Source organism: Lacticaseibacillus zeae DSM 20178 = KCTC 3804 (assembly GCF_000260435.1).
Classification (GTDB): Bacteria; Bacillota; Bacilli; order Lactobacillales; family Lactobacillaceae; genus Lacticaseibacillus; species Lacticaseibacillus zeae.
Map to the genome: position 1 here is coordinate 1 of NZ_BACQ01000025.1, position 22,025 is coordinate 22,025.

Consider the following 22,025-nt stretch of genomic DNA (forward strand, 5'->3'; position numbering starts at 1 on the left):
TCGGTCATAAAGATGCCGGCTCCGACAGCAAAAGGCGTCGCGATAATCGCCGACAGGAACGTGACCCCGAAAGACCCGACAATCATCGGTAAAGCCCCGACTTCGGGATTTCCATGAGCATCCTTAATCGAAGGGTTCCAAACACTCTTAGTCAGGAACGACCAGGGATTGATTTTGTTTTGGAAAAATGTTGCCAGTCCTTTTGATGCAACAAAGAAAAAGATTGCTACCACCACAATCACAATTAGGGTGATACAAAATAGGCTAATCATTTTGCCGCGCCGCTCTAACTTGGCTGACCGCGATTTTTTTAACATCGCTTCTCGAATTGGATCCATCATAACCCTCCTAAAATCTCATCACCGTGACCGTGCATGTCAATAAATGGCCCCTTTTGACAACGATCCGTGTACTTTGGTTGCCAAACGTCACATTCACATCGCACTTGGCTGCAAAGTGCCCGTCAAAAAGCTGCCGTTGTGCAGTTATTGCTTGCTAACATGGCCACTGGCATCACGAACGACCTTCATCTGGGTCATCGGGATATAGCCCATTTTCTGCACCAGCTTTTTTTGAATCGGTGATGACATAATATACGCCAAAAATCGCTTGGTTAGCCCGCGCGGCTGGCCTTTCGTGTACATGTGTTCATACGACCAGATCCGCCACCGGTTCGTGGTCACGTTGGCATCGGTCGGCGCAACCCCATCTACCGACAGACTCTGAACCGTTTTATCGATATAGGAAAAGGCAACGTACGAAATGGCCCCGGGCGTGCTGCCGACAATCTGGCGAACCATCCCAGTCGAATCCTGCTCTTGCGCGGCAATCGGTTGTTTGCCTTGAAGCACCCACTTCTCAAACGTTGCCCGGGTTCCTGATCCTTGCGCCCGGTTAACCAAAACGATTGGCACATTCTTGCCGCCCAACTGCTTCCAATTGGTGATCTGGCCTAGGAAGATCTGTTGCAACTGGGCCATCGTGACATTCTTGACCCCGACGTCCGGGTTAACAATCGGCGCAATGCCAACAACGGCTACTTTATGGTCCACGAGCTTTTTAGCGTTTATGCCCGGTTTTTCTTCAGCGAAAAGATCCGAATTGCCAATATCAACAGCCCCTTGCTGGATCTGGCTCAATCCGGTTCCGCTCCCGCCGCCTTGAACGTTAATAAAGACGCCGAGATGTTCCGTCTGATATTGTTCACCTGCTGCTTCAACCAATGGCTGCAGCGCACTTGATCCAACTGCGGTAATGGATTCACCTGACTGTTTGCTATTACTGCTGCTGCCGCATGCACTTGCCATAAACGCCAGAAGCATGATCGTAAACAGGGTCACAATTTTTTTCACACGAAATCCTCCATTTCAAGCTCCAACCATCTTATCAGCTGTGTGTAAATGTTCATGCTGTTGAATGTAAAGGTTGTGTAAACATCAACGTTAAGCCGGACGATTATTCTGGCCGACCGGCAATGTTACGGTAAAGGTTGAGCCAACCCCAACCTGACTATTAACCGCAACACGGCCATCCATACTTTTCACCAGTTCAGCCACGATGGCCAAGCCCAATCCGGTGCCACCGTTGTGCCGGCTGCGCGCTTTATCGACCCGGTAGAAGCGTTCGAAAATACGGGCCTGTTCTTCTTCCGGAATGCCGATTCCCGTATCCGCCACCGCTAATGATAAGTGATCGCCTACGACTTGTGCGGTAATCGTTACGTGACCGGCTAGGCGATTGTAAAAGACAGCATTATTCAAAAGATTCCGTACGATCTGGGTCAGCTTACGTTCGTCGGTAACAATCTGCAAGTCCGGTGCAATCGCAACTTCAACCCGAATTTGTTTATCTTTAATCACTTTATCCAGATTGCGTAAGGCATCATCAACCAGCTTCTTAAGCGCAACTGTCGCTTGCACCGCCTGATTGGTTTCCGGCCGGCTCAGTGTCAGAATATCATTGATCAGCTGGGTGAGTCGCTTACTTTCATCGAAAATGATGCCTAAAAATTTATCCAGAGTCGCCGGATCATTTTTAGCCCCGTTTAACAAGGTTTCCGCAAACCCGGCAATCGCGGTAACCGGTGTCTTTAATTCGTGGCTGACATTGCCAACAAAATCCAGCTGCATTTTTTCAACTTGTCGGAGATAGGTGACATCATATAAAATCACCAATACCTGTAGCCGGCTAATGCCTTGATTCAACGGAATAACGGAGGCATCCACCGACTTTTGGGTCGCCAAGACGGTTAGTTCCTGATGATGAGTCTTTTCATGGCGGAAGGTATGCTCAATCATCCGCGCAAGCGCGTAAGTTTTGACATCGTCGAGATAACTGTGACGCGGTTGGGGAATCTGATGCCCTAAAAGCTGCGACATGGCATGGTTATGCAAAATGACGTCTTTGTTTGTGTCAATCAACATGACGCCTAAAGGTAGGTTGTCGATTAAGCGATCAAAGCTCGACTGGCGCACAGCTACTTTTTCGCGGAGATGCGCCTGTTCAGCGGCGAGCGCATTGATTCGCTGTGCCACAGGTACAAATGGTGACTTCGGCGGCAAAATCACCGGATCGGGTTCCTTTTTTTCCCGAATGCGATCCAGATTGTGGCTCATGACCCGGATGGCTTCCTGATACTGATGTTCAGAGCGGAAAAGCCAGAGTAGAATCAGCGCAATTAAGGCCGCGAAGATCAGTGTCAGAATCCAAAATTGCTCTGGCGCCGTGGTCCATACGCTTGATTTATACCGGCTAACGGCAACCCATTGACCGTGATCCCGAAACAGATAAGCCTGCTCCGTTCGCCCATAAACATTGACTGATGTGACGAAAGCCTTAGCGCGGCGTCCTCGCAACGCATCAGCCATTACCTTCTGTCTGGTGGTCTGAGGATTATCCGGAATGATCGTGATAAAAGCCGCTTCTGATTCAGCCAGCGCCTGGCGATCAACGCCATCATGATCAGACGTCACGTAAGTTCTGGCCACCCGGCGAAGATCACGTGCCTGCTGGTGAACGATTTGTTGATTCACTGTTGTCACGAGCACAAAAAAGCCTGCCAGTGATAGCAGACTAATAACAAGTGCACGGCGAAAAACCCGTTTATTCATGTGGTGCCTCCATTTGATAACCAAATCCTCGAACTGTCTTTAAATAATCCGGATGTTTTGGATCGGTTTCAATCTTATCCCGTAAATGACTGACCTGAATATCGACCATGCGGGTTTCAGCTGGATAATCAAACCCCCAGACGCCATTTAACAAAGCGTCACGAGACAAGGTCTTACCTACTCGCTGGGCAAAATAAACCAGCAACTCAAATTCCTTAGGGGTCAGTTGCAGCCGGTGACCGGCTTTGCTAGCTTTATAGTTTTCCGGATCGATGGTAATTTGGCCAACGGTAATCTGATTGTCGTTACCGGAGCGCGCCGTGGTTTGCGGCTGGCTCTGACTACGCCGTTCGATAGCCTTGATCCGTGCGATGATCTCCCGTGGCGAAAACGGTTTGGTGACATAGTCGTCGGCACCCAATTCAAGTCCCACAATTTTGTCCGTTTCATTATCCTTCGCCGTCAGAATCATGATGGGGGTCTGAATCTTATCTTCACGAATCTTGCGGGTAACATCCAGTCCGCTCAGGCTTGGTAACATGAGATCGAGGATAATAAAATCAAACGGTTCGCTACGTACCTTGTCTAAGGCTTCTTGCCCATCTGTTGCTGTCTCCACCTGATAGTGTTCGGTTTCTAAATTATATTGCAGCAACGTCAAGATGGCTGGCTCGTCATCAACAATCAAGATCTTCTTCATGCTGTCTCCTCCGGGAATAAAATCATACCAAGTTCATGCGGCGCACCGGCAAAAATTGCGGTTTCGGCAAGGCGCAATTCACCATCTGCCTGTTGAAGCCGCAAGCGACAATAAGTGGGTTCCTTTTGAATGGCATTGTACAATTCACTGGCGCTATTCACCGCGATGTGGTTACAGGAAAGCACCCGATCTCCGGGTTGCAGATTCATTTGTGCTGCCGGGGTATCAGGCACAACCCCGATTAAAACAACGCCGCGATCAGTGCGCGTTACTGTCAGGTACACCTTATGGCCTTGCCAGAGTAACCCGCTTCCAAGAATAACACTGATACATGCAGGCACGATGGCGCTCGCAACTGCAGGAAGGAACAGTAATCGTGCAGCGACGCCGTATGCGACTAATGCGCCACCTGCGCCGGCAAACCACGGCCAGCTGCGTTGCCAATGCATTTTCGCCCGATCATACTGTGACGTAAATGACGCACCTAAGACCAAAGGCAGGCCGACGATCGCAAATGCTTGAATGATCACTGTCAAAACCGGCAACTCGTCAACCTGAGTAGGAACCACCGGAACCAACAACGGTACCCAATAAAACTGCCGCAACCGAAACGCAGCACTTTTTCGCTGGCGCCGATCTGTCAAAATAACCGGCGATTCAAGTTGGTCGCCATGATTCAACCATGCCAGCACAGCCTGGGCAAGCCAAAGCAGCCCGATCAAAAGCGCCAAATTAGCTGCCAGCATTCCATCTGTATCAGAATAATCTGATCGAATAAACGCGGCTAAACTTGCAAGACCTAGCCACCATGGACTAAAAGACCATGCAGACACTATCAAGGCAATCACGGTCAAACCGCTTATAGCCAATAAGGCAGCTAAACTGACCTGAAGTCGCGCCAAAACCGAGATGGCGGATACCACAATACCGATCAGGATACCTACCCAAAAAAACCGAGCAATCTCAATATGTTTGGGGTGAATCGCCCGTAAGTACTGGTGGCGTTCACGGCCCGTGCGCCGAACCGCAAACAAAATCGTCAACCCTAAGGCTAGCCAAAACGCCAAACCAACCGGGCTGATAAGTAAGGCAATGATCACTGCCATTCGTAACCCTCCACTATTCACTGTAAACAGTATAGCAGAAATCAACTGCTGCTCCTATAAGGTTTGGGCAATCGGAGATGGCTCAGTGATGCGGAGGCGGTATTGAGGCACATAAAAAGGATCACTCATGTCCAGAGCGATCCTTTTCTTGTCAATTTAACTAAGCGGACTTTTCGTATAGTGGTTGATGCTCTAAAACTTCAGGAACCGCCGCATTGAGATGACCGATCCGAGCGCGCCGATGACGATCCCCATGCCGGCTAGCATCAAGTCTAACCAGAACAGGAATGGCATATTGGCATACAGTGAATAGCCACTGGCGCCGTTAGCCATGCTGAAACTATGGTAGACAACGGCATAACCGACATCAACAACAACGATCGGCAGGATTGCCCCGAACAAGCCGGTCCATGCCCCTTCAAGTAAGAACGGCCACCGAATATAGGAATTGGTTGCGCCGACTAACCGCATAATTCTGATTTCGTCGGAACGCGATAAAATCGTAATTCGGATGGTGTTGTTGATCAGGAATACGGCGACAAACAGCAGCAGGATTGTAAAGCCAAGTCCCCACTTTTGGGCAAGATCGACAGAATTAAAGAGTTTCTTCGCTGTCCGGCCACCGTAACTGGCATCAACGACATGATCCAGCTTCTGCGCCTCTTTAGACACGGTTATCGTTGCCTTGGGGCTGGTCGTCTTAACCATATAGACGTCGCTTAACGGATTCTGATCGCCGGAGAACATCCGCCACTGAGATCCGTAACCGCCGATAATTGTATCCAATTCCTGCTGACGGGAACGGTAAGTCACTTTATTGACATGATCAAGTTTCTTCAGCTTGTTCTTTAACTCATCCCGTTGCTTAACTGTTGTTTTTTTATCAATATAAACCCGCACCTGAACATCATTTTCAACCTGTTGCGAAATGTGGTGCAAGTTGAAGATTAATGCCATAAAAATGCCGACAAGTAACAAGGTTACCGTCACGGCACTGACGGCGGCAACTGACATCCAGCCGTTACGCCGCAAACTGCGCAGAGAATCTTTGACATGGCGGAAAAAGACTTTACTCTTCATTGCCGTATGTGCCTCCTTCTTCGTCACGAACTAAACGACCACCGGCAATTTCAAGCAGCCGGTGTTGCCGTTCATTGACAATATCCTTGTTATGCGTCGCCATAATAACGGTCGTACCGTTGGCGTTGATCCGTTCGAGGATATCGACAATTTCATCGGAAGTTTGCGGATCCAGGTTACCGGTTGGCTCATCCGCAATCAGTACCTTTGGCTTGTTCACAATCGCACGGGCAACTGACACCCGCTGTTGTTCACCACCAGATAATTCATCAGGAAAACGGCGCAGCTTCTGCTCCAAGCCAACGAGCCCCAGTACTTCAAGCACCTGGTCTTTGATTTCGTCATCCGGCGCTTCGATAACCTGCATCGCATAGGCAACATTTTCATACACGGTCAATCGCGGCAAGAGTTTAAAGTCTTGAAAGACAATGCCGATGTGGCGACGCAAGAATGGTACCTCTGAAGGCTTCATGGTCGAAAAGTCAAAGTTATCAATTTTAATGGTGCCGCTGGTCGGCATCAATTCATGGTATAGCATTTTAACAAGCGTCGATTTTCCGGCACCACTAGGCCCGATGACGTAAACAAACTCACCATCTTGGATCTTAAGGTTCACATCCTTGATGGCGGTGACGCCGTTAGCGTATTGCTTCGTCACGTTTTCCATTTGAATCATGCATTTTGCTCCTTTTTCTAAGCTAGAGACAGTATAACAGGCGATTAAGTCAGCAAGGTTTCAGGCAGATTACAGTTTTAATCCGGATTTTTCTGCGAAAGTCCCCACTGTAAATAAGCGTTGATAAAAGGATTGAGGTCGCCATCCATGACGGCGTTACCGTTGCCGGTTTCGTAATTGGTTCGATGATCCTTCACCATCGTGTACGGATGGAAAACGTAAGACCGAATCTGGGAGCCAAACGCGACATCTTTTTGTTCGCCTTGAATTGCCTTGGCTTTGGCGCGTTTGGCCTCTTCTTCACGCTGATACAACTTGGCTTTTAACATCGCCATCGCGGTCGCTTTATTTTGGAATTGTGACCGTTGTGCCTGGCTTGAGGTAACAATGCCAGTCGGAATATGAATCAGCCGAACCGCACTGGAGGTTTTGTTAATATGCTGACCACCGGCACCGCTAGACCGGAACACTTCCATTTTGACGTCTTCCGGACGAATATCGACCTGAATCGAATTATCGAGTTCCGGCATCACATCGACGGAGGCAAAACTGGTATGGCGACGGCCGGCGGAATCAAACGGCGATATCCGCACCAGCCGATGCACGCCTTTTTCGCTTTTAAGCAATCCATAGGCATTTTCACCGTTGATCAGCAACGTCACGCTTTTGATCCCGGCTTCGTCACCTGGTTGATAATCGGCCACTTCCACCTTGAAGCCATTTTGGTCGGCCCAGCGCTGATACATGCGCATCAACATGGACCCCCAGTCTTGCGATTCCGTGCCGCCAGCGCCAGGATGAATTTCCAAAATGGCATTGTTGTGATCGTAGGGGCCGTTCAAAAGGAGCTGCATTTCGTAATGATCGAGCTTGTCTTGAAGATCCTTAATCTTGGTTTCTTCTTCATGCTGCAGATCCACATCAGGTTCATCCTGCAACAGCTCGAGACCAGCTTCAAGATCCTCTAACTCGTTTTCAAGCGCATAAAAACGGTCATGCTTTTCCTTCAACGCATTGTTGGCATCGATCACTTTTTGGGCGGCTTCAGAATCATCCCAAAAGCCCGGCTCAGCCATTTTGCCTTCATTTTCAGTGATCCGTTCGTTCAACGCATCGAGGTCAAAGTGACCCCCTAAATTGATTTATTTTGGTCCGCATGGCGGCCAAGGTGTTGCGCATAACATTAAGTTCCATTGTTTAAATCCTTTCCCAAATAAGTGAGCGTGAGCCAGTCCGATCTGAACCAACTGCTTGACTACCGTTTTTCTACCGCTATCCCCAAAACACCCCAGTACCGCAAGTCAAAATTGCAGTGCCGGGGCGTCTGTTCATTGTTAACGGCGGATATTTTGCCGGATTTCGGCTTTCATGAACAGCCGGGTAACGTCATCGTCAATTGAGGCAATCATTTCTTCAAACATCCGATAGCCTTCTTCTTGGTATTCGACTAACGGATTCATTTGACCATAACCACGCAAGCCAATGGACTGACGTAGCTGATCCATGGCATCAATATGATCGGTCCAAGCCGAGTCAACCACTCGCAAGATAACAACCTTCTCAAATTCAAGCATCTGGGCATCATCGCCTAGTTGCTTATTCTTTTGTTTAAAGTTTGTTTCTGCCAGATCTGCCAGCAAACCAATCAATTCATCTTGTGACTTACCATCCAATTCGCTGCGCTTGAATTTCTCCGGATCAATCATGTTCGTGGTGATCCACGCATACAGCGCATCCAGATTCCAGTCTTTCTGTTCGCCTTGCGTATGGGTTTGAACGATTCGGGTAATCGTACGATTGATCATCGCCATCAAGACCGGCTTCAGCGTCTCATTTTCATTAATGATCTGCTGCCGCTGCTTGTAGATAACCTCACGCTGTTCACGCATCACATCATCGTATTGCAACGTATTCTTACGGGTATCGTAGTTGTTCCCTTCAACCCGCTTCTGGGCGGACTCGACTTGCCGGGAAATCATGCGGCTTTGGATGACTTGATCATCGTCAGCCACTTTGAATCGATCCAGCATGGCTTTGATGCGTTCTGAACCAAAACGCTTCATCAAATCATCTTCAAGGCTCAAATAAAATTGAGTCGAGCCCGGATCACCTTGCCGACCGGAACGACCACGCAACTGGTTATCGATCCGGCGACTTTCATGGCGCTCGGTCCCGATGACAGCAAGCCCACCTAATTTGGTCACACCGGGTCCTAATTTAATATCAGTACCACGTCCGGCCATGTTGGTCGCGATCGTAACCGCGCCACGTTGGCCGGCATTCATGATAATTTCCGCTTCTTTAAAATGGTTTTTCGCATTCAAAACAGTGTGCGGAATTTTGGCTTCATCAAGCTGCTTACTCAACCGTTCACTCGATTCAATTGCAACGGTCCCGACCAAAATTGGCTGGCCTTTCTTGTGGCGCTTTTTGATGTCTTCAACAACGGCATTGAACTTGGCATCCAGTGTCGGATAAAGAACATCGGGCGAATCAACTCGAATAACCGGCTTATTAGTCGGCACCGAAATAACTTCCATGTTATAAATTTCGCGGAATTCTTCTTGCTCGGTTTTCGCCGTCCCCGTCATCCCGGCCAGTTTGTTATACATCCGGAAGAAGTTCTGATAAGTGATGTTGGCCATCGTCTTATTTTCATCTTGAATCTGGACGCCTTCTTTAGCTTCGATTGCCTGATGCAAGCCATCAGAATAACGCCGGCCTTCCATCGCACGACCGGTAAACTGATCGACAATCAGAACTTCGCCGTTGGAAACCATATAATCGATATCCTTGAGCATAATATAATTAGCGCGCAAGGCTTGATCGATATGATGGGTCAACGCAGTATTTTCCGTGTCATACAGGTTATCCAAGCCAAAATTCTTTTCAGCTTTGCGGATGCCGCTTTCTGTCAGGGAAATAGTCTTGGTCGGCCAGTCGATCTTGTAATCGGTATCGGCTTTCAGCGTCTTCACAAACCGATCAGCCCGAATATAAAGGCCGGTCGTCTTCTCGGCACCACCGGAAATGATCAACGGTGTCCGCGCCTCATCGATCAAAATGGAGTCCACTTCATCGACAATCGCAAAGTTCAACGGACGCTGAACCATTTGTTCCTTGTAAACAACCATGTTATCCCGCAGGTAATCAAACCCAAGTTCACTATTGGTCGAATAGGTAATGTCGCAATTGTAGGCTTCGCGCTTTTCATCGCTGTTCTTGGAGTTGAGATTCAGCCCAACACTCAAGCCAAGCCAGTTGTACAACTCGCCCATTTCCGTGGCATCACGGGTGGATAGGTACTCGTTAACCGTAACAACGTGTACACCTTTGCCAGTCAAGGCATTCAAATAAACGGGCATGGTAGCGGTCAAAGTTTTACCTTCACCGGTTTTCATCTCCGCAATATTACCTTCGTGTAACACGATGCCGCCGATAATCTGAACCCGAAACGGGAACAGTCCCAAAACCCGCTTGGCACCTTCACGAGCAGTTGCAAAAGCTTCTGGTAAAATATCGTCCAGAGTTTCGCCTGCTGCAAGCCGATCTTTAAATTTCTGGGTATTTGCTTTTAATTGTTCATCAGATAATGCTGCATATTCATCTTCATAGCGCTGAACCTGATCAGCGATTTTGCCGAGGCGACCGATCTCTCGCTTATCGCTTTCGACCCATTTTCTAAGAATATTGGCCATAAATGGATTCCTCTCTGTCGAAACCTCGTGAATCTAACACACTTTAATCATTCTAACATTGATACATTGTAACATCTTAACATTTTCACGGGGAGATTGAAAATACCATGATGACATTTTCGGTTATTTAACTCAGTCGTGATGCCCAGAACATGAATGCCACCAAACTTAATGCCAGCCAATGAAAGCAAATGGTTGCCGCGCTTACCAAACAAAAACAAGACTGCCGGAAAATCAGCAGCCTTGTTTTTGTTTAAAGGGTATTTATTTATTCGTTGGTTTCGATCAGGCCGTAACGTCCATCACGACGCTTGTAAACAATGCTCGTACCATTTGTATCGGCATCTTCGAAAATGAAGAAGTTGTGGCCCAGCATATCCATTTGCAAAATGGCTTCCTGCGAATCCATTGGCTTTAATGAAACTCGCTTTGTCCGTACCACCGTCAGATTATCATCATCTTCGGCTGGCTTTGGCTCAGCTGGTGCACTGGTGTCAACATCAATTTGCCCAAAGCCTTTTTCACGGGATTTACGATTGATCTTCGTCTTGAACTTGCGAACCTGCCGCTCCAGCTTATCAGTTACAAGATCAATGCTGGCGTATAAATCAGGACTGGTTTCTTCCGCACGCAGGGTCAAAAACGAGAGTGGGATCGTCACTTCGACTTTAGCTGTCTTATCCGGATAAACCTTCAAATTGACGTGCGCCGTCGCAGTGACTGAACCTCCGAAGAACTTGTTCAGTTTGCTAATTCGCTTCTCCACGTAATTTCTGATGGCTTCGGTGACTTCGATGTTTTCGCCACGAACATTGTATGTGAGCATAAAACTTCTCCCCTTTCCTGCGTGTAACCAAATGCTTACACGCTGATTGGCTGGGATAAAACCCTTCCAATCTTCAATTTCATTATACCCGAATGTTGCAGTCAGACACAACAAAAGCCGCAATTCAGCGAATTAATGTCAACGCGTCAATTGTTCCTTTAAAACCGGCTGCCACCAATGCATCGCGTGCATGGTATAAAGTCCGTCCAGTCGTATACAAATCATCGAGCAGTGTGATTTGCCGAACCCGGTTCAACGTCTGTTCCGGCACCAGAACATGAAAACTTTGCGGTGTCTTCAGGCGTTCCTGTCGGGTCTTTTGGGCTTGTGGTCGCTCGGTGGCCGTTTTACGCAACCACGACCGCAACCGTAAGCAGCCAAATAAGCCGAGAATCGGATCAAAGCCGCGTAATTCAAAATGCTTTGGCTCACTCGGAATCGGCACAAGTGCAGACGCATGCCGCAAACGCGCCGCGATCAGATCCTGAAACGCCACGTGCAGTCGGTAATCGCCAAGCCCTTTATACTGGTAAATCCACGCTTTCATGCTAGCATCATATGTAAATAACGCCCGATTATGTAAAAGCGTTCCTTGGCGTTCCCACTTGCGACAATCCGAACACAATTGCTCGGTAGGCTGCATCCGCCCGCATCCGGCACAGGTCGCCCCGGTTATCGGGCAAAAGCGACTTAAACAACTGTGACATAATCTCGGTGCCAGCAGTGGTCCATGCGCAAATAAAGTCGTCAGTTGCAAACTGCGGTCGGTGGGTCGATCACATCCGATGCAACGCATACCATCACCTTCCGTTCATCATCACAATCTGGCGTTTAGCGACCAATAACGCCAGCGTATAGCGATCCGTGAAGAACACGACCGGATCATCTGGGCTGTCCGCCGCCCGTCCGGCACGGCCCGCAATCTGAATCAAAGCCGCAGCCGAGAATTCCCGATCCGCGGCTGCAATCACCCCCACCGCACACTGGGTGACTGTCACCCCTCTTTCCAAAATGGTGGTCGTAACCAGAACATCGAGTTGCCGTTGCCGAAATGCCATGACTTTTTCGGCCCGCTGCGGATCGGTACTGGCTACCCCAGCAGTTTTTAAACCCAGTTGGCGCAGCACATCCGCAACCTGCTCTGCCCAACTGATTTTTGGTACAAATAACAAACAAACTCGCTCCGTTGCGAGGACCTGGCGAATCCACGTGATCATCGCAGTCGGGAGTTGGCGCGGCACTTTTTGCAGATTCATCAATCGAATAGTCGGAACAGGTAGGGGATGCCCATGAAACCGGCGAAACAGCCTGCTAACACCCAGACCGTTGTACAACGCTTTTTTCAACACCCGATCCGGCGTTGCGGTTAAATAAGCCACTGATCCGCGGCGTGCCTGCTGAACGGCCTGATGCAACATTGGCGTGCCGTTCATGGGGAACGCATCAACCTCATCAACAACAATCAGGTCAAACGCCTGATAAAATCGCAGCAGCTGATGCACTGTCGCCAATAGCAAGTCACTATCCGTCTGATCAAAATGGCCGCCATAACGCACGGTAATCGGTGTCGTTGCAAATGCTGCGCGAAATCGGGGTGCCAGTTCTCGGATAACATCAATTCGCGGTGAGACGATCGCAACGCGTCCTTGTTGCTGAATCATTCGCGCCACGGTTGGAAATAGCATCTCGGTTTTCCCTGCACCGGTGACTGCCCAGATGAGATGATCGCGGCCAGCCGTCACACTCGCCATTAACGCATCTGAGGCTGCTTGCTGGTCCGGCGTGAGTGTACCGTGCCAAGTCAGTCGACCGTCTCCAACTGGCTGATGTGGTTGGACAAATCGATAAAGGCTATCCCGGTCAGTTAGTCGGCCCAGCGTCACACATTCCGGACAATAGTAGCGGCCATCCGGCAATGCCACTGGCGACTGGCTGCGGCACCGCTGACAGCGCCAATGACCCTTATCTTTAACCAATGCCGGTACCACGGTGGCCTGTGCTATATTAGAGACAGCCAACCGTGCCAGCTCAGGTTGGGTGAGTTGTGCCCCAGCAAGATCCATTTTTATCACCTCAAAAGGAGATTACGCATGACCAAGCCATATCTCACTATTAAAGAAACCGGAAATTACACCCGGATCATCAAAAAATCGCGCTTCATCACCCATTTAGCCCGCATCCAAAGCGAGGATGAAGCCAAAACCATCATTGACCAAATCAGCCACGAAAATGCCAAAGCCAATCACAATGTCTATGCCTATGTTCTCGGCGATGAAAGTCAGATTCAGCGGGCAAGCGACAACGGCGAGCCTTCCGGAACCGCTGGAAGCCCTACGCTAGAAGGTTTGCTGAACCACAACATCCGCGACGTGGTAGCCGTCACGACCCGCTATTTTGGCGGCATCAAACTAGGTGCCGGCGGACTGATTCGCGCCTATGCCGGCAACGTCAACAACGCCATTGAAACCATCGGCATTGTGGCGCGCATCAAGCAAAAAACGGTCACATTCCAGATCCCTTATGCCGATCTTGAACCGTTACAACACTTTTTGACCACCCATCACCTCACCATTGCCAAAATTGATTACGGCGTGAATGTCACCATGACGCTGTACTTGGATGAAGACCAACTAGAGGCTTCATTAGCGTTGATTAATGATTTTCTGAATGGTCAGTTTTCACCGAAAATCGGTCAGAGTGAGTATCGCGAGGCACCATATCCATTTGCCAAAAATCGGGAATGACGGTTGCGGACAGATTGTGACTCAAAAAATCGTCAGCAGTCATTGGGGTACAAAAAAGATCCGCAAGACAAGGCTCATCTTGCGGATCTTTTTGACGCGACACTCGGCATCCAATCACTAGCGTTGGCTCACCGCGTGTTTATTTAGCATATTCAACGGTTCGGGTTTCACGAATCACGGTAACTTTGATGTGACCCGGATACTCTAATTCTTTTTCGATTTCATTGCGAATGTCCCGTGCCAAAATCACACTCTGATCATCAGAGAGCTTTTCCGGTTGAACAATCACGCGTACTTCGCGACCAGCCTGAATCGCGAAACTGTGATCAACGCCAGCATGACTGTTGGCAATGGCTTCCAGTTTTTCTAAGCGATGCAGGTAATTTTCAAGCGATTCCGACCGTGCGCCTGGGCGAGCGGCGGAAATAGCATCAGCGGCGGCGACCAGCACCGAAATGACACTGGTCGGCTCAACGTCACCATGATGGGATGCAATGGCGTTAATGACCGTCTTTGGTTCCTTGTACTTTGTTGCCAGCTCAACCCCGATTTCAACGTGAGATCCGTCTACCTCGTGATCGAGTGCCTTACCAATATCATGTAATAACCCCGCACGTTTTGCTAAGGTAACATCTTCTCCTAATTCAGCAGCCATGACACCGGCCAGCTTTGCAACCTGAATCGAATGATCCAGGACATTCTGGCCGTAACTTGTCCGAAAATGCAACCGACCCAAAATCTTAATCAGATCAGGATGCATGTTATGAATGCCCACGTCAAAAATGGCTTGTTCACCAATTTCTCGGATACGGTCATCCATTTCTTTGCGTGCTTTATCAACCATTTCTTCAATGCGTGCCGGATGAATCCGACCATCTTGAATGAGCTTCTCCAAGGCGATCCGGGCGATCTCTCGCCGGATCGGATCAAAGCCGCTCAAAACAACGGCTTGTGGGGTATCGTCAATAATCAAGTCGATGCCCGTCAAAGTCTCAAGCGTCCGAATATTGCGACCTTCACGACCGATAATGCGGCCTTTCATGTCGTCATTAGGCAAGTTCACTACGGTAACCGTTGTTTCTGCAACGATATCCGAAGCACTGCGCTGGATAGCATCCGCGATCAGTACCTTGGCTTTCTTATCCGCAGCTTCCTTAGCTTCATCTTCACTTTCTTTGATCATAACAGCGCGTTCATGCGTCAATTCCGATTGCGTTTCATCAAGGATCTGAGTCCGAGCCTGTTCATGCGTTAACTCGGCAATTCGTTCAAGCTCCGTCTGTTGTTTGCTGATTTCTGAAGAGATATCTTGTTCACGTTCATCTAGCTGTTGCTGCCGCTTGTTCAAATTTGCTTCTCGGTCAGCAAGACTCTGCTCCTTACGATCCAGCGTATCATCACGCCGATCCAGAGTATCTTCCCGCTGATTCAGTCGATGTTCCGACTTCTGGACTTCCGCCCGCCGATCTTTCAATTCATCTTCAAGTTGGGTTCGATAGCGATGATTCTCATCTTTTGCTTCCAGCAGTTTCTCTTTTTTTAAAGTCGCTGCTTCTTTTTTAGCGGCCTCAATGATACCTTCTGCTGTCTGCGTCGCTCGATCCAAACTGTTCTGGTGGAGCTTCTTTTGAAGTGCAAATCCGATCAATAAACCGACCGCTAAAGCGATGACTGCTGCGAGGGTTATTGAGACCAGTGTTACTGAACTCATCATTTCACCTCCGCATCATCTAAGCGATTCAATCATCTTGTTGATCAAAATCTTTGATGCTTTTTAAATTATTACACCTCTATCAGTTTACGTGCTGGCAATGAAGGTGTCAACAGGGCAAGAGCGTGAGCTGGCGCGTTTAGGAGCTGGAGTGTAAGCGGCCTTGGGCGTGATGGCCGGTCTTTGGCCATTGCGACCAAGGTCCTTACACGCAGGCTCCTGCGCCAGCGAACGCGTTTCCATGCGGCATCGGCCAATCATCGTCCTCTATAACAAATCATCGATCGGTCTTTAGCCATTTAGGTCCGGGGTCCTTATGTGCAGGTTTCTGGGCCTGTGAACGCGTTTCCGTGCAGTATCGGCCAATCATCGTCCTCTATAACAAATCATGAATCGGTCTTTAGCCATTTAGGTCCGGGGTCCTTATGTGCAGGTTTCTGGGCCTGCGAGCACGTTTCGGAACCGGATTGCCTCACACCCCTTATTTTCCAATCCCAAAACAAAAAGACACTAACCCAAAATCCGCGGCTAGTGTCTGTACAACATGAATTTCACTATTCAATTTCCGAATCATTTAACAAGTCGACATTGTCATGAAGCTCGCGCCGATTCATCCGGATCGTCCACTTCGATCACCTGATTTAACGGCATCCCGTAAGCCTCACGCACTTGCCCCTCAATCTTTTTACGCATTTCCTCATGAGTCTCAAGATAAGCCTTGGCATGCTCGCGTCCTTGGCCAATTCGCTCACCTTGATAGGCATACCACGACCCGGACTTTTCAACGATGTCTTTTTCAACCGCCATATCGACTAGTTCACCGCTTTGCGAAATGCCGCGGCCATACATAATGTCCACAATCGCCACTTTAAAAGGCGGCGCCACTTTATTTTTAACGACCTTGATTTTAGTACGATTGCCGATAATTTCAGCACCGTTTTTAATCTGTTCGGAACGGCGAATTTCCAACCGCACCGTTGCATAAAACTTCAAGGCCCGACCACCTGGCGTTATTTCTGGGTTGCCAAAAACGATGCCGACTTTCTCGCGAATCTGGTTAATAAAAACGGCAATGGTCTTCGTCTTACTGATGTTGCCAGACAGCTTCCGCAACGCTTGTGACACTTGTGACATCAGTCGCGCCTGTAAGCCAACGTGCGCATCGCCCATATCGCCATCTATTTCGGCTTGGGGTACCAACGCCGCCACCGAATCAATCACCAGAATATCAATTGCTCCGGAAGCGACCAATTCGTCAGCAATTTCCAGCCCTTGTTCTCCAGTATCCGGTTGAGAGAGCAACAGTTCATCAATATTGACGCCCAGCGCGGTCGCATACTTAGGATCCATGGCATTTTCCGCATCAATATACGCGGCGGTTCCGCCATGCTGCTGCACCATTGCCACCGCATGCAAGGCAACGGTGGTTTTCCCGGAACTTTCAGGACCGTACATCTCGATAATCCGCCCGCGTGGTAGTCCACCAACGCCAAGCGCTTCGTCAATCGCAAGTGAGCCACTGGAAATGGCGGAAACCTGCGTATCAGCCTTGTCACCCATTTTCATGATGGCACCTTTGCCAAAATTCTTTTCAATCTTTTTTAATGCAGTCGCTAATGCCTCTTGTCGTTCTGTGTCTGCCACTTCCTGCCGCCCCCTGTCATTGCTGCCGATCCAACTTTTCAATCGTTCCGAACATTAATCCCGCAAGCTCTTCAATGCGATCATCATGCCGGTCATAACCGCGCGTTTGCGCACATCATTGCGGCCACCGGGAAAATGATAAACCTGTGCAACCGGCGCCTGGCCCATCCTCGCCAAGCCGATCCAAACTGTCCCCGCTGGCTGTCCTTCCAGTGTGTCGGGCCCGGCCACGCCGGTAAAACTGACTGCAATATCGGCCGCAGCCCGCTGACGGGCATGCTCGGCCATCGCTTTGGCGGTAAATTCACTCACTACCCCATGAGCCGCTAATTTGCGGGCATCAATGTTCAAAAATGCTGCTTTAGTGGCTAATGCATACGTCACGAAGCCACCTTTGAAATAATTCGAGACGCCAGGCACATCTCCCAAAGCTGCCTGAAATGCGCCGGCCGTCAAACTCTCCGCTGCCGTTATTTGCTTGTCAGTCGCTGCTAATGCCTTGACCAACTCTTTAGCGAGGCTATTATCGTCACCATAACCATAAAAGTAACGTCCCTCGCGATCCATAATGGCGCCAATCGCCGGTTCCAATTTTGCTTCAGCGTCTGCTTGGGTCTCACCGCTAGCTGTCACCCGAATGGTCACCTCATGGTCCTTGATGTAAGTGGCTAATGTCGGATTCGTTTGCTTGGCAATCAAGTCACCCAAATCCGTCACCAGTTGTGATTCACCAACGCCAAAGAAGCGCATCACGCGGCTGACAAAAGCTTCATGGTGGCCGCTATACTTGGCCAAACGAGGTAATAGCTCATGATCAACCATTGGGATAAATTCCTTAGGCGGCCCAGGCAGTAGTACATAGGCATGTTGGTGTTGTTCGACCCAGGCACCGACTGCCAGCCCGACACGATTAACCAATATATCAGCACCTTGCGGATACATCGCCTGTAACTTATTATTTGGCGTCATTGGCCGTTGCTGTTGTTTTACCCGCGCCGCCAGTTTTGCCATGGCATCCGCATCTTCAACCAACGGCAATTTCAGATGAGCCGCCAACGTTTGTTTCGTCAGGTCATCTGGCGTGGGTCCTAAACCACCGATCAAAATCACAATGTCACTGCGTTTTTCGGCTAAGCTGATCGCATCAGCCAGGCGCTGCGCATTGTCACCGACAACCTGTTGATGATAGCTGGCAATGCCTAAAGCGGCCAACTGTTTAGCCATATAGGCGCCATTAGTATTAGTAATCTGTCCCATCAGAATTTCAGTTCCGACAGCAATAATTTCTGCTTGCATATCTTTCCCACCTAACAATAGAGTTCGACTTTAATTCTTTTTTCCCTTTTTCAAATCAAAACTTTCTGGATAAAGGCCATTGCAACGTGACGCATCTCACATTAAAAACGCTGCTATTTGCTTACAATCCATTTTACTACCTGCGATTGCACAAAACAGCCTTTGCCAACAAGACTGTGTGGTCCCCTGACTACCGGCTTACATAGCCCACACTGGCGCAAAAGTCTGCGTACTAAAAAACCCAGATCACCTGACCTGGGTTTTTTACCAAACTTATTCATGACTCGAACCAAACGAATCAGCGAAGACAGCGCGATTTTTGTAGAAGTATTCCACCCCTGAATAAATGGTGAAGAACACGGCGACGTAGAAGAGAATCAGCGCAAACGGCACGTTGATGTTGTTAAACCACGCGTTGTTTAACATCAGAAAAATAATTGCAAACATCTGGGTGTTGGTTTTAATCTTGCCGGGCCACGCCGCTGCGAGAACTTCACCTTTATTGGAGAGCAGGAGCCGTAAACCGGTCACAGCCAATTCCCGCCAGAGAATGATCGCCGTTCCCCATGCTGGAATCTGGCCGGCAGCGGTTAAAAAGATAAAGGCGGTCATGACTAACAGCTTGTCCGCCAACGGATCGGCAAACTTACCAAAGTTGGTTATTAAGTGTTGACTACGGGCAATATGACCGTCCGCAAAGTCGGTGAGTGACGCAATGATGAAAATAATCAATGCGATGAACCAACTTAACGCCACCTTGGTTCCTGCAATGGTCAGATAACCCGCTGGCCAATTAAACGCAAGCAACAACGTGAAAACCGGAATTAAGAAAATCCGGATCAACGTCAACTTGTTTGGAAGATTCATTCTTGGGACCCCTCGCTTTCACTGGTACTGTTTGTGAAGGTGATTGTCCGCACGATGCTGGTTCCGTTTGAAATATCAACGTCTTTGCCATTCAGTTTGATGGTTGTTGCCGTTGCATTACCAGAACGGACTTGGAAGGTTGATGCGTTATCCGGCAGTGAGACTTCTTGCGTATTGCCGGATGTTAAAGATCCTTGCCAAGTGGTCGTACCATTGACAATCACTGAAACCCATGCCGTTGCTCCCTTAGCACCTAAAGTAAGCTTGTTGCCGGTAGTCGGCAGATTTTTGAGCGTAACCGCCTGTGTTGCGCCATTAGCAGCCGCGACAGAAATATCGAGTTTACCGCTCTTTTCTTTCTTCTGCTTGGACGCTTTTTCAGATGGCTTGGAGCTGCTTGAAGCGGATGCCTTGCTGGACTTTGAGGACGCTTTTGACGACTTCGATGATTTTGATGACTTTGCGCTACTGCGTTTAGACGAAACCGCAACGCTTTCAGAATCTGCAGGTATCGTCTGCTTCGGTCCTGATTGTGACATCAACATCACGCCATAAACGACAATGATCGCGACAACAAAGATACCCGCCACTACTATCTGCGGTAAATAACGCCGCAATCGGTTGACTGGACTGGCTTCTTCAGCACGGGTTGCGCGCGTCTTATTTTCAACTGATTGAGCAGCATATTTTTTGGTTGTGGTTCCGGAATATCCTGCTGGAACTGCGTTAGAAGCTCATCGCCATCAAGACCGACCGTATCGGCATATTGTTTGATGAAAGCACGCACATAAAAATCACCTGGCAGCGCATCGAAATGTCCTTCTTCGATGGCAATCAGATAGCGTTTTTGGATTTTGGTGATCTGTTGCAGATCATCAATGGTATAACCCTTTTCAATCCGGGCGTCCCGTAATTTTTGCCCAATTTCATCCATATGTTTTCTTCACCCGCTATTTTTTATTAACCATTTTTAGTATAGCATGAAAAACCATCTGTAAGCCTTAAGAAATCCTTTGTTTGCTAGATGCGCCAGCCACCTGTGACGTAAAGGGTCTGGCCTGTCAGGTAAGCAGCATCTTTGGCAGTCAGCATAGTGACATAGTAACTAATATCCTGCGGGGTCGCAAACCTAGCCGCCGGAATTTCGGCCCGGACCTTGGCTAACGATGACTGATCAAACATCTGCGTATTCATTTTTGTCGACACCGCACCTGGAGCAACAACATTAACCGTGATGCCAAGGCTTGCCACCTCTTGCGCATAAGCTTTGACAAACGCACTTTGCGCTCCCTTTACCGTGCTATAAGCCACTTCCATCGCCGAACCGGTTCCACCGTAGACCGAACCGATGAAAATCACCCGACCATGTCCGGATTGCGCAAGCTTATGTTCCACCTTGGTTAACAGCACCATCGGCGTCAATAAATGCACTCGCATCAACGCCGTCATTTCAGGTACGGTCGTTTCTTTGAAAAGATGATAATAAGTCATCCCGGCAGCAAAAATAACCGCGTCAAGACTAAATAGCTGCGCAGTTAACGCGTCTAAATGCCGATCATCGGTCAGATCATACTGAAGCGGAATAAAGTCCTGTTGCGGATAAGCCGCTTGAAAGGTCTTGACCTGATCCGTTACGATTTTCTCGTGACGATAATAGTGAAGATATAGCGACCAGCCATCTGCCGCCATTTTCGTAGCGACCGCCTGACCAATATCACCTGACGCGCCAATAATCAGTGCAGCTCCCATGATTGCCCCTCCGGAAGCATGGTCAAAACCGTCAAGGCGTCAGATTGGAAAATTTTGGGAATCAGTTCCTTGACGTCATTGAAGCTAATACTGTTCAAAACCTGCGGAAAATCAAATAGCCGTGCCTGACCAAAACTCAAGGCGCTCAATTGATTTGCAACCCCATTCAGGCCGTTCAGTCCAGCATAATACTTACCCAACGAAGCGCGCTTGATCAACTCAACCCGCTCGCTCGTCAAATCAGACTGTGCCGTTGCGTGCAGTAAAACCTGTTTAATCGCGGCACTCAACGCTTGAGGATCATCGGTATCACCGCCGACAAGCCCGTAACTAAAACTGCGCTGATTGGTAAAATCGAAATCAAATGAATCATCAATCAGCCCCTGATCATACCAATCCTGGTATAGCTGGGAAGAATCGCCGAATAGAACTTCAAGTAACAGCCTGATGGTCAGCTGATACCGCCATCCCTCTGTTGTCTGTGGGATCGCTACCTGGCCCTTGAAGCCCACTAAGGTTTTTGGGCGGCTAACCGGCATTTTCAACTCGCGATAAGGGATAATGTCGGCCGTTTGTAAATCAGCTTCGACGCCGCGCACAATGGGCTGCGGCTCCGGAAAATGCTTCTTAGCCTGATTATCGGCAACAAAGTCAATGATTTCGGCAGCATCAATATTGCCGACAATCACCAACGTCATATTGCTAGGTTGGTAAAAAATCCGGTGAATCGTATAAAGCATTTCCGGCGTAATTTTGGCAATGCTGTCTGCGGTTCCTGCCACATCAACGTGTGCCGGATGATTTGGAAAAAGATTTTC

18 protein-coding genes and 2 pseudogenes are annotated in these 22,025 nt (G+C 48.9%); 1 reads left to right on the plus strand and 19 read right to left on the minus strand.

Features of this window, described 5'->3' with window-relative positions:
- The 12 genes and pseudogenes from GSO_RS04435 to GSO_RS04490 form a co-directional block, all read right to left on the minus strand.
- Positions 1–338: pseudogene (locus GSO_RS04435) on the minus strand (phosphate ABC transporter permease subunit PstC); the annotation flags it as partial.
- A gap of 147 nt (positions 339–485) precedes the next feature.
- Positions 486–1,352 carry a phosphate ABC transporter substrate-binding protein PstS family protein gene (locus GSO_RS04440; RefSeq protein ID WP_010489423.1) on the minus strand — a complete coding sequence of 289 codons (867 nt, stop codon included), beginning with the start codon at positions 1,350–1,352 and terminating at the stop codon, positions 486–488.
- Positions 1,353–1,442: 90 nt separating this feature from the next.
- Positions 1,443–3,110 (minus strand): two-component system histidine kinase PnpS, encoded by a 1,668-nt coding sequence (gene pnpS, locus GSO_RS04445; RefSeq protein WP_010489425.1) that lies wholly within the window; start codon positions 3,108–3,110, stop codon positions 1,443–1,445.
- Complete coding sequence (locus GSO_RS04450) at positions 3,103–3,810, minus strand: response regulator transcription factor (protein WP_010489426.1); 708 nt, start codon at positions 3,808–3,810, stop codon at positions 3,103–3,105. Before GSO_RS04450 ends, pnpS begins: the two co-directional genes overlap by 8 nt.
- Entirely contained in the window at positions 3,807–4,916 is a 1,110-nt protein-coding gene (locus tag GSO_RS04455; protein WP_010489428.1) for a PDZ domain-containing protein, read from the minus strand. Before GSO_RS04455 ends, GSO_RS04450 begins: the two co-directional genes overlap by 4 nt.
- A gap of 192 nt (positions 4,917–5,108) precedes the next feature.
- Entirely contained in the window at positions 5,109–5,996 is an 888-nt protein-coding gene (gene ftsX / locus GSO_RS04460; protein WP_010489431.1) for a permease-like cell division protein FtsX, read from the minus strand.
- On the minus strand, positions 5,986–6,672 hold the full coding sequence (gene ftsE, locus GSO_RS04465; protein WP_010489433.1) for a cell division ATP-binding protein FtsE: 687 nt from the start codon (positions 6,670–6,672) through the stop codon (positions 5,986–5,988). The genes ftsX and ftsE overlap by 11 nt, the downstream gene beginning before the upstream one ends.
- 77 nt (positions 6,673–6,749) lie before the next feature.
- Positions 6,750–7,866 (minus strand): peptide chain release factor 2 gene (prfB, locus tag GSO_RS04470; RefSeq protein ID WP_155807520.1). Its coding sequence is split into 2 segments (ribosomal slippage): positions 6,750–7,793 and positions 7,795–7,866, totalling 1,116 coding nucleotides; the frame shifts between segments, so codons are not numbered across the junction.
- 140 nt (positions 7,867–8,006) lie between these two features.
- Positions 8,007–10,370, minus strand: coding sequence for a preprotein translocase subunit SecA (gene secA / locus GSO_RS04475; protein WP_010489437.1), 2,364 nt, complete (start codon positions 10,368–10,370; stop codon positions 8,007–8,009).
- A 268-nt stretch (positions 10,371–10,638) separates the two neighbouring features.
- A complete protein-coding gene (gene hpf, locus GSO_RS04480) occupies positions 10,639–11,196 on the minus strand; it encodes a ribosome hibernation-promoting factor, HPF/YfiA family (protein ID WP_010489439.1) in 558 nt (185 codons plus the stop codon).
- A 124-nt stretch (positions 11,197–11,320) separates the two neighbouring features.
- Positions 11,321–11,839: a ComF family protein gene (locus GSO_RS04485; RefSeq protein WP_010489440.1), complete on the minus strand. Its 519-nt coding sequence runs from the start codon at positions 11,837–11,839 to the stop codon at positions 11,321–11,323.
- A gap of 157 nt (positions 11,840–11,996) precedes the next feature.
- A complete protein-coding gene (locus tag GSO_RS04490; RefSeq protein ID WP_010489442.1) occupies positions 11,997–13,259 on the minus strand; it encodes a DEAD/DEAH box helicase in 1,263 nt (420 codons plus the stop codon).
- Between the two features lie 27 nt (positions 13,260–13,286).
- Here GSO_RS04490 and GSO_RS04495 point away from each other — a divergent pair, with 27 nt between their 5' ends.
- A complete protein-coding gene (locus GSO_RS04495; RefSeq protein ID WP_010489444.1) occupies positions 13,287–13,940 on the plus strand; it encodes a YigZ family protein in 654 nt (217 codons plus the stop codon).
- Between the two features lie 139 nt (positions 13,941–14,079).
- Here GSO_RS04495 and rny read toward each other — a convergent pair whose 3' ends face one another.
- From rny to yfmH, 7 genes and pseudogenes are all read right to left on the minus strand, one after another.
- The gene (gene rny, locus GSO_RS04500) at positions 14,080–15,651 is read right to left on the minus strand and encodes a ribonuclease Y (RefSeq protein ID WP_010489446.1); all 1,572 of its coding nucleotides are present in this window, start codon (positions 15,649–15,651) and stop codon (positions 14,080–14,082) included.
- Between the two features lie 591 nt (positions 15,652–16,242).
- Positions 16,243–17,295, minus strand: coding sequence for a recombinase RecA (gene recA, locus GSO_RS04505; protein ID WP_010489448.1), 1,053 nt, complete (start codon positions 17,293–17,295; stop codon positions 16,243–16,245).
- 54 nt (positions 17,296–17,349) lie between these two features.
- Complete coding sequence (locus GSO_RS04510) at positions 17,350–18,591, minus strand: competence/damage-inducible protein A (protein WP_010489449.1); 1,242 nt, start codon at positions 18,589–18,591, stop codon at positions 17,350–17,352.
- A 273-nt stretch (positions 18,592–18,864) separates the two neighbouring features.
- On the minus strand, positions 18,865–19,458 hold the full coding sequence (pgsA, locus tag GSO_RS04515) for a CDP-diacylglycerol--glycerol-3-phosphate 3-phosphatidyltransferase (RefSeq protein WP_010489451.1): 594 nt from the start codon (positions 19,456–19,458) through the stop codon (positions 18,865–18,867).
- A pseudogene (locus tag GSO_RS15550) lies at positions 19,455–20,392 on the minus strand (helix-turn-helix domain-containing protein). The gene pgsA and the pseudogene GSO_RS15550 overlap by 4 nt, the downstream one beginning before the upstream one ends.
- Positions 20,393–20,478: 86 nt before the next feature.
- Positions 20,479–21,207, minus strand: a complete 729-nt coding sequence (gene ymfI / locus GSO_RS04525; RefSeq protein WP_010489453.1) for an elongation factor P 5-aminopentanone reductase — start codon at positions 21,205–21,207, stop codon at positions 20,479–20,481.
- On the minus strand, positions 21,192–22,025 hold an 834-nt coding region (yfmH, locus tag GSO_RS15555), incomplete at its 5' end, for an EF-P 5-aminopentanol modification-associated protein YfmH (RefSeq protein WP_010489455.1). The genes ymfI and yfmH, both read right to left, overlap by 16 nt.

Excerpts from the sequence above, each read along its gene's own strand:
- ftsX (WP_010489431.1), bottom strand. The coding sequence starts at position 5,996 with ATGAAGAGTAAAGTCTTTTTCCGCCATGTCAAAGATTCTCTGCGCAGT.
- GSO_RS04450 (WP_010489426.1), bottom strand. The coding sequence starts at position 3,810 with ATGAAGAAGATCTTGATTGTTGATGACGAGCCAGCCATCTTGACGTTG.
- ymfI (WP_010489453.1), bottom strand. The coding sequence starts at position 21,207 with ATGGGAGCTGCACTGATTATTGGCGCGTCAGGTGATATTGGTCAGGCG.
- GSO_RS04485 (WP_010489440.1), bottom strand. The coding sequence starts at position 11,839 with ATGCAGCCTACCGAGCAATTGTGTTCGGATTGTCGCAAGTGGGAACGC.
- ftsE (WP_010489433.1), bottom strand. The coding sequence starts at position 6,672 with ATGATTCAAATGGAAAACGTGACGAAGCAATACGCTAACGGCGTCACC.
- pgsA (WP_010489451.1), bottom strand. The coding sequence starts at position 19,458 with ATGAATCTTCCAAACAAGTTGACGTTGATCCGGATTTTCTTAATTCCG.
- GSO_RS04510 (WP_010489449.1), bottom strand. The coding sequence starts at position 18,591 with ATGCAAGCAGAAATTATTGCTGTCGGAACTGAAATTCTGATGGGACAG.
- secA (WP_010489437.1), bottom strand. The coding sequence starts at position 10,370 with ATGGCCAATATTCTTAGAAAATGGGTCGAAAGCGATAAGCGAGAGATC.
- pnpS (WP_010489425.1), bottom strand. The coding sequence starts at position 3,110 with ATGAATAAACGGGTTTTTCGCCGTGCACTTGTTATTAGTCTGCTATCA.
- GSO_RS04490 (WP_010489442.1), bottom strand. The coding sequence starts at position 13,259 with ATGGATCTTGCTGGGGCACAACTCACCCAACCTGAGCTGGCACGGTTG.
- GSO_RS04495 (WP_010489444.1), top strand. The coding sequence starts at position 13,287 with ATGACCAAGCCATATCTCACTATTAAAGAAACCGGAAATTACACCCGG.
- rny (WP_010489446.1), bottom strand. The coding sequence starts at position 15,651 with ATGAGTTCAGTAACACTGGTCTCAATAACCCTCGCAGCAGTCATCGCT.
- hpf (WP_010489439.1), bottom strand. The coding sequence starts at position 11,196 with ATGCTCACATACAATGTTCGTGGCGAAAACATCGAAGTCACCGAAGCC.
- GSO_RS04455 (WP_010489428.1), bottom strand. The coding sequence starts at position 4,916 with ATGGCAGTGATCATTGCCTTACTTATCAGCCCGGTTGGTTTGGCGTTT.